This window comes from Bacillus sp. CZDM1 (assembly GCF_055502545.1).
Genome location: NZ_JBUESO010000006.1, coordinates 127,425 through 140,111, shown reverse-complemented (window position 1 = coordinate 140,111; position 12,687 = coordinate 127,425). Strand labels below are relative to the sequence as shown.

Below are 12,687 nucleotides of genomic sequence, written 5' to 3'. Positions count from 1 at the left end.
TCGCAATTGGGCTAGCCCTTGAAGGTGACCATAGAACGAATTCAGAAAGCAATTTTTAAAATGAAAAAGGGGTGAAAAACGTGCTTGGATTTACAAAAGGCTTGAAATATACCCTAAAACAGCTAACAAAAGAAAAGGTAACCTATAACTATCCAGATGAGCCGCTTCCGCTGCCGGACCGCTTCCGCGGAATTCAAAAGTTCTATCCGGAAAAGTGTATCGTGTGCAATCAATGCATGAACATTTGCCCGACCGAATGTATTAATTTAACGGGTAAAAAGCATCCGGATCCGACGAAAAAAGGGAAAATCATTGATACCTATGATATCAATTTCGAGATTTGTATCCTATGTGACCTCTGTACGGAGGTTTGCCCGACCGAAGCGATTGTAATGACCAATAACTTTGAGTTAGCGTCCTACAGCCGTGATATGTTATTTAAAAACCTAGAATGGTTAGATGAGAACGACGAAAACGTACGGCAGGTGAATAAACCATGACAATTACAGGCGAGTTTATCGCATTTATGGGCCTCGCCCTTGTCGCCATCATTGGCGGTGTTCTGTTATTGAACCTTACCAAAGTCGTGCATATGGTCGTTGCCCTCATTTTTACGTTCGTCAGCATTGCCGGTATTTACGTGCTGCTGTCAGCTGAATTTGTCGCTGCGGTTCAAATCCTGATTTATTCCGGTGCGATCACGATTATCATGTTATTTGGGATTATGTTAACAAAGCATGATGATGAAGGGGAAACAACCACAGGCAAAGGAAGAAAGTTCTTTTTATTCCTAGGTGTACTTGGCTTTGCGGTGGCTGTCTACATTGGAATCTATGATTTCAACGTGGTACAGGTACCAACCGACTTACATGTAGACAATACGATGAAAATTGGGGAAGCCCTTTACTCTAAATGGGTAATCCCGTTTGAATTAACCTCTGTTTTATTATTAGTCGCACTTGTCGGAGCGATTGTTCTGGCGAAGAAAGACGAGAAGGAGGGTGACAAGGAATGAGTTCAGTTCCTGCTTCAGCCTTCCTGGCACTCGCACTGATTTTATTCTGTATCGGCTTATACGGGGCACTGACAAAAAGAAACACCGTCATCGTCCTCATTTCTATCGAACTCATGCTGAATGCCGTCAATATTAACCTGGTAGCCTTCAGCAAATACGGTGTGGCACCGTCCATCACCGGTCAAATCTTCGCATTGTTCACGATTAGCGTAGCCGCTGCAGAAGCAGCCGTCGGTCTGGCTATTTTGATAGCCCTATACCGCAACCGCAAAACCGTCAACATCGACGATATGGACACAATGAAAAACTAACTGCGGTGCCTGTCACCGCAGAAAGACACTGTCCGTCTCAGGTGGACAAATTGGTAATAATTGGTGTCCCTCCTCAGTGGACAGTGTCCACGAGCGGTGACAGGCACCATTTTTAAAAAGGGGATTGTGATGATGATGGAAAATGCATGGATCATACCGCTTTTCCCGCTACTTTCGTTTTTGATTCTTCTTCTATTTGGTAAGCGGCTGAAGGATGCTAGTGCGTACGTCGGTATTCTTGCAACGCTTGCTGCGCTTGTGTATTCGTTGTTGGTGTTGTTCGAGCGGTTCACGGAACCAACGTTTAAGACTTCAACGGAGTGGCTCAGGATAGGAGATATTTCTTTAACAGCGGGCTTTGAAGTGAATCAATTGAATGCATTAATGCTTGTAATTGTCTCGCTCGTCAGCTTCCTGGTACATACGTATTCAAAGGGATATATGCACGGGGATGAGCGGTTTCCAGTATTCTATGCCTATTTAGGACTCTTTACGTTTGCGATGCTTGGCCTCGTTATCTCGCCAAACCTGCTGCAAACTTATATTTTCTGGGAGCTCGTCGGAGTCGGTTCCTTCCTCTTAATCGGATTCTATTTCTACAAAGAAGAAGCGAAGGCTGCGGCAAAAAAAGCGTTCATTATGACCCGTATCGGAGACGTGGGTCTCTTGATCGGGATGATTTTATTATTTTGGGAAACAAAAAGCTTTGAATACAGTGAGATTTTTGAGGCCGTTGAGGCTGGTGCTGTATCCACTACCATGATTACTCTTACGGCGATCTTAATCTTCATCGGCGCTGTTGGTAAATCAGGTCAGTTCCCGCTTCACACCTGGCTTCCGGACGCGATGGAAGGGCCGACACCTGTATCCGCATTAATCCATGCGGCGACAATGGTTGCTGCCGGGGTTTACTTAGTTGCGGCACTATTTCCGCTGTTCGCAGCGAGTGAAACAGCTCTATTAACCATTGCGATTATCGGTGCGTTTACGGCGATTTTTGCGGCGAGCATCGGTCTTGTACAAACCGATATTAAACGGGTTCTTGCCTATTCAACCGTCAGCCAGCTTGGTTACATGATGCTAGCCTTAGGATCTGCCGGCTATGTTGCGGGTGTATTCCACTTAATGACACATGCTTTCTTTAAAGCCTTGTTATTCTTAGCAGCCGGAAGCGTCATTCATGCGGTACACACACAGAACATCGAAGAAATGGGCGGTCTTTGGAAAAAGCTAAAGCTTACTGCACCGTTATTCTTAATCGGAACACTCGCGATTAGCGGTGTACCGTTGTTTTCTGGGTTCTTCAGTAAGGACGAAATCTTAATCGCAGCCTGGGAAGGCGGACATCCAGTTCTGTTCTTACTAGCGCTTGCAGCGGCATTCATGACCGCATTCTACATGTTCCGCTTGTTCTTCATGGTTTTTACAGGAGAAGCGCGAACACCTATGAAAAATGTTCACGAATCACCATCGATGATGACCTTCCCAATGATCGTTCTTGGGGTCTTGGCAATTATTGCTGGTTACGTTCAGACACCATTTAATCACAATCTTGGTGATTGGCTTGTTGCTGGAAATGAAGCACTTGGACATAGTCATATCGAAGGTCCAATTTGGATTATGATTGCAGCAACCGTTGTTTCTTTAGCAGGTATTTACCTTGCTTACATGATTTACTACAAGCGTTCAATCGCACGCAACTGGCTTTCGGGCAGCGGCGATACGCTGCACACCATTCTTACGAACAAATATTACATTGACGAATTCTATCAAATGTCAGTGGTTGCCATTACAAAAGGAATTAGCTACTTCTTACGCTTCATCGATGTCTTCTTAGTTGAAGGAATCATGAAGGGTGTCGCAGGGATTGTTCATGGCCTTGGAGCAGCAGGTTCGAAGCTGCAAACGGGTCAAACACAAACCTATGTTACAGTAGCATTCGTTGGCATGGCACTGCTTGCGGTCATCTTTGTATTAACAGGGGGGTACTTATAAATGGATCTTTCTTTCGTTCTATCACTATTAGTATTCTCCCCGTTACTCGGAATTATTGTTTTAGCCTTCATGCCTAAAACGGAGGAAAAAACCATTAAAATCGTCGGCTTTCTAGCGACACTGCCTGCATTAGGAATTGCAGTTGGATTGTATCTTCATTACCTTTGGGGCAAGGATTTAAGTGACTTTAATGTTGTCAAGGAATGGATTACTTTCGGCGGTCTTCAGGGTGCTGAAGCAGGATTCTGGAAAGTAAACTATGAACTTGGTGTCAGCGGCTTTTCGATGCTGCTGGTACTCCTAACGGCTGTTGTCGCAACACTTGCAGCGATTGCCTCCATTTATATTAAAAAAGAATGGAAAGGCTACTTCATGCTGTTCCTGCTGTTAGAAATCGGAATGCTTGGCGTATTTACGGCAGAAAACTTAGTTCTATTTTTCTTATTCTTTGAGATTACCTTAATCCCAACCTTCTTCTTAATCGGAAAATGGGGTTATTTTGAAAAAGAAAAAGCAGCCTACAGCTTCTTAATCTATAACGGTTTAGGCTCAGCTGTCCTGTTAATCGTGATTATGATTCTGTTTGCGAAAACAGGAACAACCAATATTGAAATGTTAACGCAGCTTATGAATGACCCGAACGTTCCATTATCGGGCGATTTAAAACTAGGATTATTGATTGCACTTCTTATTGCTTTCGGCGTTAAGCTGCCAATATTCCCGTTACACAGCTGGATGCTTCGCGTTCACGTGCAGGCACCGCCTTCCATCGTTATGATTCACTCTGGTATTCTATTGAAAATCGGGGCGTACGGCTTAATTCGCTTCGGAATGGGAATTTTCCCGGAGCAGTTTGAAACGTTAGCGGTATTGCTAGCCATCCTTGGAGTAGTAAACCTTCTTTACGGAGCGTTCCTAGCATTCATTCAAACAGATTTTAAAATGGTTTTGGCTTACTCTTCGATCTCACACATGGGAATCGTGCTAATCGGGTTAGCGGCGATGAATGAAGCGGGCGTTCAAGGGGCCATTTTCCAAGTGGTATCACATGGTTTAATCTCAGCACTCTTGTTCTTCTTAGTTGGCGCCTTCTATGAGCGCACAGATACATCACTGATGGAAAACCTAGGCGGAATGGCAAAGGGAATGCCAATTGCTTCAGGCTTCCTGCTTGCTGGCGCATTGGCGTCACTTGGATTACCGGGTATGTCAGGGTTCGTCAGTGAATTTATGGCGTTCTTAGGGCTATTTGAAGAAATGCCATGGATTGCAGCAGTCGGAACGATCGGGATTATCATGACTGCCGTTTATTTATTACGTGCCGTCCTCGGCATTACGTACGGCCAAGCACACCGTGAATTTACAGGACTTGTCGATATCAAAGGTGTCGAATGGGTTCCGGTTCTCGTGCTCATTGGCTTAATAGTCTTAATCGGAGTAATACCAAGCGTTCTAAGCTCACCGCTTCAAGCCACACTTGAAACGATTATGCTAGGGTTAGGAGGGTGATGAAGGATGAGTCTTGAAGATTTAACATCATTTAATTGGGGCATCATGACACCAGAGTTCATCATCGTTGGTGTTGCAGCGCTTATCACAGTACTAGATTTATTTATGCCAAAAAAACAAGATCGCCGAATCCTTGGCTGGATCGGGATTGCCGCGATTTTCGCTGCGATGGTATCCCTTGCCGGATTACTTGGGGCCGCGCCGGAATCGATTTTAGAGGATACCTTCCGTCTTGATTCTTTTGGAAAAGCATTCAAATTCCTTCTTCTTGCAGGAGGAGCGCTAGTATTATTTTTAGCTGTCTCCTATAAGGCTGATCAAGGATTAGAAGAATACCGCGGTGAATTTTATTATTTATTCCTAACCGGATTGCTCGGCGGAATGATTATGACCTCCAGCGGGGACTTAATTACTTTATTTATTGGTCTTGAGTTGTTATCAATTTCTTCCTATATTTTAGCGGGTATCCGCAAAAACAATTTACAGTCGAATGAATCTGCGATGAAATACGTCATCAATGGTTCGATTGCCACTGCGATTACCTTGTTCGGGATGAGCTATGTGTACGGGTTAACAGGCTCAACGAACCTGTTAGTGATCGCAAGGACACTTCAGGCGTTAGCGGACGCACAGCATGCTTATTTGCTCGGACTAGCGTTCTTAATGATTTTCGTTGGATTAGGCTTTAAACTGGCGGCTGCTCCGTTCCATATGTGGGCACCAGACGTTTACCAAGGCGCACCAACACCAGTTACGGCATTCTTAAGCGTTGTTTCGAAGACAGCAGGCTTTGTGATTGTGGCCCGTATTATGATTTCAATCTTTGGTGTGGCAGCTTCAGAGGGACCAGGTTCAATACCAATTCTTTATAATATGCAGGACTACATCGCTGTTATTGCTGCAGCTACGATGATTATCGGAAACGTCGTTGCGCTGAAGCAAAGCAATATTAAAAGAATGTTTGCGTACTCTAGTATCGCCCACGCAGGTTATATTCTGGTGGCGTTCACGTCTTTGAGCTCGAACTTCTTTTACACCGTTTGGTTCTATTTATTAGCCTACTTGTTTATGAACCTTGGCGCTTTAGCTGTGATCCAATTAGTGGAGGCAAAAACCGGTTCAACGAAGATCGCTGATTTTGCAGGCTTGTATCGACGTTCACCGGTGTTGGCGGTAGCGATGGCGATCTTGTTAGTCGCTCTAGCCGGCTTCCCAGGAACAGCAGGCTTCATCGGCAAGCTGAACATCTTTATCGGCGCCTTCATGGTTCAGGACCCGCATTATGTACTGGCTTCCATTATGATTGCGACAACAGTAGTATCGTATTTCTACTACTTCGGAATCATGACACAAATGTTCTTCCGCCCAGCAGCGGACGACAGCAAGTTTACAAAAATTCCAGTCGGAATTGTGGTTGTCTTAATCGTCACCGTCGCAGCATCTTTACTGTTTGGAATATTCCCAGACATCGCGGTCGACTTCGTAAACGAAAACTTCAACCATTTCTCAGACTTTCTACAATAGACCGGCAGCTTTGGGGGAAGAACCCGGTCTAGCTTGAATAAAGGGGTAACAATAAAATAGCGAAAGAAGAGGCAAAGGGGAGCCTCTTCTTAACAAGAAAAACGGTCCTTTGAAGGGACCGTTTTTTTGTGGCTATTTTTGAATAGGGTCAGGTATTTGTCCTTTTTCCTGCAGCTCATCCTTAGAATCACTATTCTTCATTTCATTACCAAGCCTCTTCACTTCATCCCAATCCTGTGCCATCGAGCTATTATTTGCTGCCGCTAATGAATTTCTGTCTTCTAAAGGATTGGTCATTCTATTCTTGGTTAAAACTAATATTTTTCCTTCTTTTACAGAGTTCCCATAGTATTCGGCTTCATCGTCAGGAATTCCCATTCCAATCAGTGCTCCCGTTAAGCCTCCTAAACCTGCGCCTGCAATGGTTCCAATTATACTTGATGCAATGGGACCTGCGGCGATGATGGGGCCAACTCCTGGGATTGCCAGAGCACCTACTCCAACTAATAAACCTGTTATCCCGCCGAGTGTTCCACCTGTTAAGGCACCTGTAGAAGCCTTTTCTTCCACTACCGTACCAGTTTCGTCCGCAATATGATTCACATTTTTGAGGTCTTTACCAATGACACAGATATCCTGCTTGTCGTATCCTTGTTTGACAAGCTCCTCAATCGCAATAATCGCTTCCTGTTCTGTTTCATAAACACCTGCAACATTCTTTTCTACCTTGTCCATTTCAATTCCTCCTCTTTTTCGTTTCGAAAGATTCATAGTTTTATAACTAGTAAAGTAGTTTTACCTAAGGACTATCTTGATAATTTATCCTTTACTTTCCCAATGCCTTCTTGTAATTTACCTTTAGCTTGATCGACTTTCCCTTCCTTTTCAGTTGCACGATCATCGGTCATTTTACCCCATTGCTCCTTTGCCTTTCCTTTAACGGTATCTACATATCCATTCATTTTATCTTTGTTCATTTTGTTTCAGCCTCCTTGTATTTACTGTGCATATCCTTCTGCCATGAGTTATTGATTAACACCGTCACTAACACCGTTATCGTCAATTTTCTTTTCTAAATTTTTTTGTGCCTGTTTTAATTCTGTTTCTACCTTATTGACGGTATCCGCTGCTTTTTGCTTTGTATCATGATCTACCGCATCATTCTGTTGTCCATCACTGACCCCATTATCTTGGTCAACTCCATCGCCGCAACCCGTTAAACCGGCAAAGGTAAGAGAAACAGCCAATCCACTAACTAATATACTTTTCTTCATAGCCTTTTTAGCTCCCTTCGTCGTGTTTTGTTCTGCCCTTTTTATATTCCCATCAAGAATAATCTGAAACATTTTTTTGGGGAAATTGCTCACCAAATCGCCTTCCTTCTATTAACAGCATTTTTTTAAAAAATTAAAGCTAACTAGATTTATAGATATTTTTTGTTTAGGTCACTTACTAAAAGGGTAAATGCATACTAGGAAAAAAAAGATGAAAAGGAGATTGGTAGAATGAATGTAAACGATATGATGACAGGATGGACCTCGTACTTTTATCAGCTTCCCACCCTATTATTTGCTCTTCTAATCTTATTGGCGGGCTGGTTGATTGCCAAAAGTATTGGTAAAAGTGTGGAGGCCCTTTTAAAGAGGACAAGATTTGATGATAAGCTGTTTGCAAACATTGGGTCAAAGAAATATTCTTCAGAAATGATTATAGGAAAAATTGTTTATTATATCTTATTGGTAGTGGTGTGGATCATCTTTTTCAATATGCTTAACTTAAGCTTTATTGCGACGCCGCTTGTAGAAATGTTGACGCTGATTACAGCAGCGATTCCAAACTTTTTGAAAGCTGCCCTGATCTTACTTTTTGCTTGGGCTGCTGCCTCGCTAATTCGGATGCTTTTTAAAAAGGGAGCGTCTCTGGTTCATCTAGAACGCCGCTTAGTACAATGGAAAATGGCAGTAAGCCAAAGCGAAGCGGTAAACAAGGTAAACAGTATCGCAAAGGCACTTTTCTATTTCGTCTTGTTACTATTCTTGCCTGGAGTATTAGGAGCATTGCAAATTGAAGGTGTTTCAGAACCATTTGCAGATACGCTTTCAACCTTACTAGCCTTCATACCTAAGCTATTTGCCGCGGTCCTTATTGTGTTTGTCGGCTGGCTGATTGCAAAAATAGTCCGAGATATTCTAACCAACTTCTTGAATAGTATTGGTACCGAAAAGCTTGGTCAACGTTTAGGAATCGTAAAAACGACGGATACCACTAGTCTTTCTAGTATCATCGGAAACATCGCGTTCATTTTAATCTTAATACCTACCATCATTACAGCCTTAGAAAAACTTGAATTAAAAGGCATATCGGATCCAGCCATTGGTATGCTTCAAGATGTCGTATCGGTTATTCCGAACATTGCGGTCGCTGTCGTTCTGGTCCTAGTAGGTATTTGGCTTGGAAAATGGGTGGAGAAGGTTGTTTCACAAATGCTTTGGCGTTTAAAGATTGATAATGTTTTTACCCACATGGGTCTAGGTTCACTTAAACCGGAACAATCCACCTACACACTCTCTCAAATCATTGGATTGCTGGCCAAAATTGTTGTTATTTTATTATTTACAGTTGAAGCATTACAAATTGTCCAATTGGAGTTCCTTGTCGTACTTGGAACAGGTGTGATTTCGTATCTGCCAATGTTGTTTGCCTCCCTTATTATCCTAGGAATTGGTTTATATCTAGGTAACTTAGTACAGCGTATTTTACAAAATATCCTTAAGAACAGTTACTCTAGAACGCTCGCCGCTGTTGCGAAATATGCCATTTTTACGATTACCATCTTTATGGCATTAGATCAACTAGGTGTAGCGCACTCCATCGTCAATGCTGCCTTTATTCTCCTTTTAGGTGGATTAGCATTAGCTTTTGGACTTGCATTCGGTCTCGGAGGAAAAGACTTTGCTTCCAAATATCTGCGTAAGCTAGACGATAAAATCGATAATAAAATAATAGAATAAGAGATTCGTTAAAGCTAAACGAAACGATAACAATCCGGATCTACATGATTTCGGATTGTTATTTTTATAAGAAGGGAGGAAGGCTGCTCAATGACCATAATAAATCTACTATTAATTGCCCTATTAATCGGACTAACGGGTTTTTTTGTAGCGATAGAATTTGCGATTGTGAAGGTACGGCCATCTAGAATTGATCAATTGATTGCGGAGGGGAGAAAGGGTGCGGTATCGGCTAGAAAGGTGGTAAATCACTTAGATGAATACCTATCAGCCTGTCAGCTGGGGATAACGGTTACGGCACTCGGACTCGGCTGGCTGGGAGAACCCACTGTGGAAAAGTTAATCCATCCTTTGTTTTCGGCATTGAATATCAATGAATACTTCGCACATATTCTATCGTTTATCATTGCCTTTTCCGCCGTTACATTTCTGCATGTCGTAGTGGGGGAGTTAGCTCCTAAAACGGTTGCCATTCATAAAGCCGAGGAGGTAGCACTTCTGTTAGCCGCTCCCATCATAGGGTTTACCAAAGTGATGCGGCCATTTATTTGGGCATTAAACGGTTCTGCCGGGCTCCTGGTCGGATTCTTTGGCTTAAAGCCCGAATCCGAAAAAGAATTAGCTCATTCTGAAGAAGAGCTTCGTTTGCTTTTGTCGGAAAGCTATAAGAGGGGTGAAATCAATCAAAATGAATTAACCTATGTGAACAATATTTTTGAATTTGATGAGCGGGTTGCAAAAGAGATAATGGTCCCGCGGACGGAGATGAGCACGCTATCGATTAACGACAGTATGGATGAGGTGATGGACCAAGTAAGGATGGAGAATTATTCCCGTTATCCGATGATTGACGGTGATAAAGACAAAATCGTTGGTCTCTTAAACGTTAAAGTGTTCCTGACGTCAAAGGTAATTGGGATAAATCATAATGAAGAAATAAGTCTAAGCTCGTTCATAAGGCCTGTAATGAAAGTAATCGAAACCATTCCCATCCATGATTTATTGGTGAGAATGCAGAAGGAACGCAGTCAAATGGCCATCCTTGTCGATGAATACGGTGGTACATCAGGATTAGTGACAGTTGAAGATATCATTGAGGAAATCGTTGGTGAGGTAAGGGATGAATTTGATACCGATGAAGTCGCAAAGATTCAAAAGGTGAAGGAAAACCATTATTTACTGGATGGGAAAATTTTGATTGAGGAGGTTAATACGTTACTCCGTACCAACATAAGGGATGAAAGAATGGATACAATCGGCGGCTGGTTTCTTACCAAAATAGCGGAGGCTGAAGTGACGGCGGATGAAGAAGTCGAAGAAGAAGGCTGTCTGTTCAAGGTCCATGCAGCGGATGGATATCATATTAAGTATTTAGAAGTGAAAAAGATTGGTTAAAATGCTGAGCCAGGCTTCCGCCTGGCTTATTTCATGTTGAGAAGGATCACTTTTTTTCTGGTGGATGCAGGAACTTAGCCAGTATCCGCTGAATGCTTTTCAGCTTTAATGTGAAAAACACAACAATAACAGCAGCAGCGGCCATTAAAATCTCGGTTAACACAATCCCCTTTGAAAGAAATTGGCTAATGGAAGAGATAATGACGGCGAGGGAGAAGGCGCCAAAAAGAATCAAAAAGGCGGCCAGTTTCCGGCGGATGGGGTGACCGAGAATAAGCTCAGATTCTCCGGTTGTAAAACCGGTTCCTGTCATCATCGAGATAACCTGAAACCTAGAAACTTCGACTTTCAGCCCTGTCAGGCGAAATAAAACAACAAAAATCTCCATAACAACCAGAATGATAATAAGATAAACCAGCAAAAAAAGTAAACTCATCATTCACCTCCATAAAAAAGTTGGGGTAGTAGTACCCCAACCGGCTGCTCCATTATTGGATTTTCTCATTGTAAAATTGAACGGAATACTGTGCGCCCTCGCTCACCATTTCGTTATCGGCAAAATCTCTTGGGTGCGGGTTACCGCCCTTTTCGATCGGAAGCTGCTCGGCTTTTTCGTATACATTCGGTTTCACCTTACGTTTTAAGTCTCTTAACACACTTTCAGCTTTAATGCGGTTAGGTTTGTTTGATAGCCATACTGCAGCTGATGCCCCAATTCCTACCGCTACCAGCGAGCTCATACTTACGACTTTACTCATCAATAAAACCTCCTTAAGATTTGGACTTGTTCTGTACATACCCGTAACATTTCTCTATGAAACCTTTTTTTACGTTTGGTTAACTCCTTTTAAGGGAATCAAAGGATTGATTGGGAGGGGATACAGTGTGGAGAGAAATATCAATTTTGACCAATGGAAATGGGTTCAATTAAATCAGAATGAGCTAAATACAATATGGGAAAAGGAGACCATGCATTCTGGCTGGTTATCTTCAGTTCGAAAAAATCAAACCAATTGCGTGAAAGTTCAGGGGTTGATAGATGGGGAAAGGGTCGTGAATGGGTCTCTTATTTACAGACAAAACGAGGATAAGGAAGAAGATCGTCAAATTTTTCATTTCTATATAACGTCTAGTACCTTATTTACGATTGATTTAGAGTTTACCTCTTTTAAACAACTGTCCCCAGAAGTGATGCTGCGGCAGCTTAATAAAACGGAAAATGCAGTAGATGGCTTTTTATTTTTGCTAGGAGAGCTGGTAAATGACTTGCTGGGTGAGATTGACCAGTTCGAAGAGTCGCTCCATAAGCTGATGTGGGGTGTGAAAAAGAGGAATGATAGGAGGATTTTAGAACATGTTTTTTGTCAGAGGCATGAACTGTTGGTTTGTAAAAATTTGTTGATACCCTTCCAGGAGCTGAAAATGGCGATAGAGGAAACCGATTTTCCAAACGTCAACAAAGGAGAGGTTTTTATCCGGACGTGCAAACGGATCGACCGGGCAATGGTGCTGCTGAGGGAGTATGAGCAGGAGTTAGACTCGATGATTCATTTAGAAGAGGTCATATCTTCCCATCGGGGAAATGAAATTATGAAAACCTTAACGGTCCTGACGATCATTTTTACCCCGATTATGGCTTTAGGGGCGCTATGGGGAATGAATTTTAAACATATGCCAGAGCTTGAGTGGAGGTATGGGTACCTTGTTTCTATTATTTCAATTGTCTTGTTGACAGCGCTGCTCTATGGATATTTAAAAACAAAGGGCTGGACTGGTGATCTATTAAAAGGGAAAAAGAAAGGTTCATTTTTTCATTGAAAAAGGTTTGAACCTCGACGTATCGGGTATAACACTATCAAGGTTAGAAACTAGCTAACCTAATCAAAACGATAGAGTAGAAGGAGGGTGGTTGAAGTATGTGGTTGCA

The 12,687-nt window shown here is 42.6% G+C and carries 14 protein-coding genes; 9 read left to right on the top strand and 5 right to left on the bottom strand.

Annotated features, from left to right (window positions below):
* The first annotated feature begins 80 nt into the window (after positions 1–80).
* The 6 genes from nuoI to nuoN all read left to right on the top strand — a co-directional run bounded on the left by nuoI (position 81) and on the right by nuoN (position 6,354).
* Complete coding sequence (gene nuoI, locus ACY3XC_RS15625; protein WP_063255622.1) at positions 81–500, top strand: NADH-quinone oxidoreductase subunit NuoI; 420 nt, start codon at positions 81–83, stop codon at positions 498–500.
* Entirely contained in the window at positions 497–1,015 is a 519-nt protein-coding gene (locus ACY3XC_RS15620) for an NADH-quinone oxidoreductase subunit J (RefSeq protein ID WP_251635840.1), read from the top strand. The genes nuoI and ACY3XC_RS15620 overlap by 4 nt, the downstream gene beginning before the upstream one ends.
* On the top strand, positions 1,012–1,326 hold the full coding sequence (nuoK, locus tag ACY3XC_RS15615) for an NADH-quinone oxidoreductase subunit NuoK (protein ID WP_179158074.1): 315 nt from the start codon (positions 1,012–1,014) through the stop codon (positions 1,324–1,326). The genes ACY3XC_RS15620 and nuoK overlap by 4 nt, the downstream gene beginning before the upstream one ends.
* 132 nt (positions 1,327–1,458) lie before the next feature.
* The gene (gene nuoL, locus ACY3XC_RS15610) at positions 1,459–3,321 is read left to right on the top strand and encodes an NADH-quinone oxidoreductase subunit L (RefSeq protein ID WP_464869531.1); all 1,863 of its coding nucleotides are present in this window, start codon (positions 1,459–1,461) and stop codon (positions 3,319–3,321) included.
* Positions 3,322–4,830 (top strand): complex I subunit 4 family protein, encoded by a 1,509-nt coding sequence (locus tag ACY3XC_RS15605; protein WP_464869373.1) that lies wholly within the window; start codon positions 3,322–3,324, stop codon positions 4,828–4,830. It begins immediately after the preceding gene.
* A 6-nt stretch (positions 4,831–4,836) separates the two neighbouring features.
* Complete coding sequence (gene nuoN / locus ACY3XC_RS15600) at positions 4,837–6,354, top strand: NADH-quinone oxidoreductase subunit NuoN (RefSeq protein ID WP_464869372.1); 1,518 nt, start codon at positions 4,837–4,839, stop codon at positions 6,352–6,354.
* A gap of 132 nt (positions 6,355–6,486) precedes the next feature.
* On the opposite strand, the gene ACY3XC_RS15595 is transcribed toward nuoN, so the two are convergent.
* From ACY3XC_RS15595 to ACY3XC_RS15585, 3 genes are all read right to left on the bottom strand, one after another.
* Positions 6,487–7,089 carry a general stress protein gene (locus ACY3XC_RS15595; protein ID WP_464869371.1) on the bottom strand — a complete coding sequence of 201 codons (603 nt, stop codon included), beginning with the start codon at positions 7,087–7,089 and terminating at the stop codon, positions 6,487–6,489.
* A gap of 71 nt (positions 7,090–7,160) precedes the next feature.
* Complete coding sequence (locus ACY3XC_RS15590) at positions 7,161–7,331, bottom strand: CsbD family protein (protein ID WP_464869370.1); 171 nt, start codon at positions 7,329–7,331, stop codon at positions 7,161–7,163.
* A 48-nt stretch (positions 7,332–7,379) separates the two neighbouring features.
* Positions 7,380–7,628 (bottom strand): hypothetical protein, encoded by a 249-nt coding sequence (locus ACY3XC_RS15585; RefSeq protein ID WP_464869369.1) that lies wholly within the window; start codon positions 7,626–7,628, stop codon positions 7,380–7,382.
* 231 nt (positions 7,629–7,859) lie between these two features.
* Here ACY3XC_RS15585 and ACY3XC_RS15580 point away from each other — a divergent pair, with 231 nt between their 5' ends.
* Entirely contained in the window at positions 7,860–9,365 is a 1,506-nt protein-coding gene (locus ACY3XC_RS15580; RefSeq protein WP_464869368.1) for a mechanosensitive ion channel, read from the top strand.
* 90 nt (positions 9,366–9,455) lie between these two features.
* The gene (locus ACY3XC_RS15575) at positions 9,456–10,760 is read left to right on the top strand and encodes a hemolysin family protein (protein WP_464869367.1); all 1,305 of its coding nucleotides are present in this window, start codon (positions 9,456–9,458) and stop codon (positions 10,758–10,760) included.
* Positions 10,761–10,806: 46 nt separating this feature from the next.
* Here the strand turns inward: ACY3XC_RS15575 and ACY3XC_RS15570 are convergent, their stop codons facing one another.
* Both ACY3XC_RS15570 and ACY3XC_RS15565 read right to left on the bottom strand, forming a co-directional pair.
* Positions 10,807–11,196 carry a hypothetical protein gene (locus ACY3XC_RS15570; RefSeq protein WP_464869366.1) on the bottom strand — a complete coding sequence of 130 codons (390 nt, stop codon included), beginning with the start codon at positions 11,194–11,196 and terminating at the stop codon, positions 10,807–10,809.
* Positions 11,197–11,248: 52 nt separating this feature from the next.
* Entirely contained in the window at positions 11,249–11,518 is a 270-nt protein-coding gene (locus ACY3XC_RS15565; RefSeq protein ID WP_464869365.1) for a hypothetical protein, read from the bottom strand.
* A gap of 127 nt (positions 11,519–11,645) precedes the next feature.
* On the opposite strand from ACY3XC_RS15565, the gene ACY3XC_RS15560 reads away from it, so the two are divergent.
* The gene (locus ACY3XC_RS15560; RefSeq protein ID WP_464869364.1) at positions 11,646–12,578 is read left to right on the top strand and encodes a magnesium transporter CorA family protein; all 933 of its coding nucleotides are present in this window, start codon (positions 11,646–11,648) and stop codon (positions 12,576–12,578) included.
* The last annotated feature ends 109 nt before the right edge of the window (positions 12,579–12,687 follow it).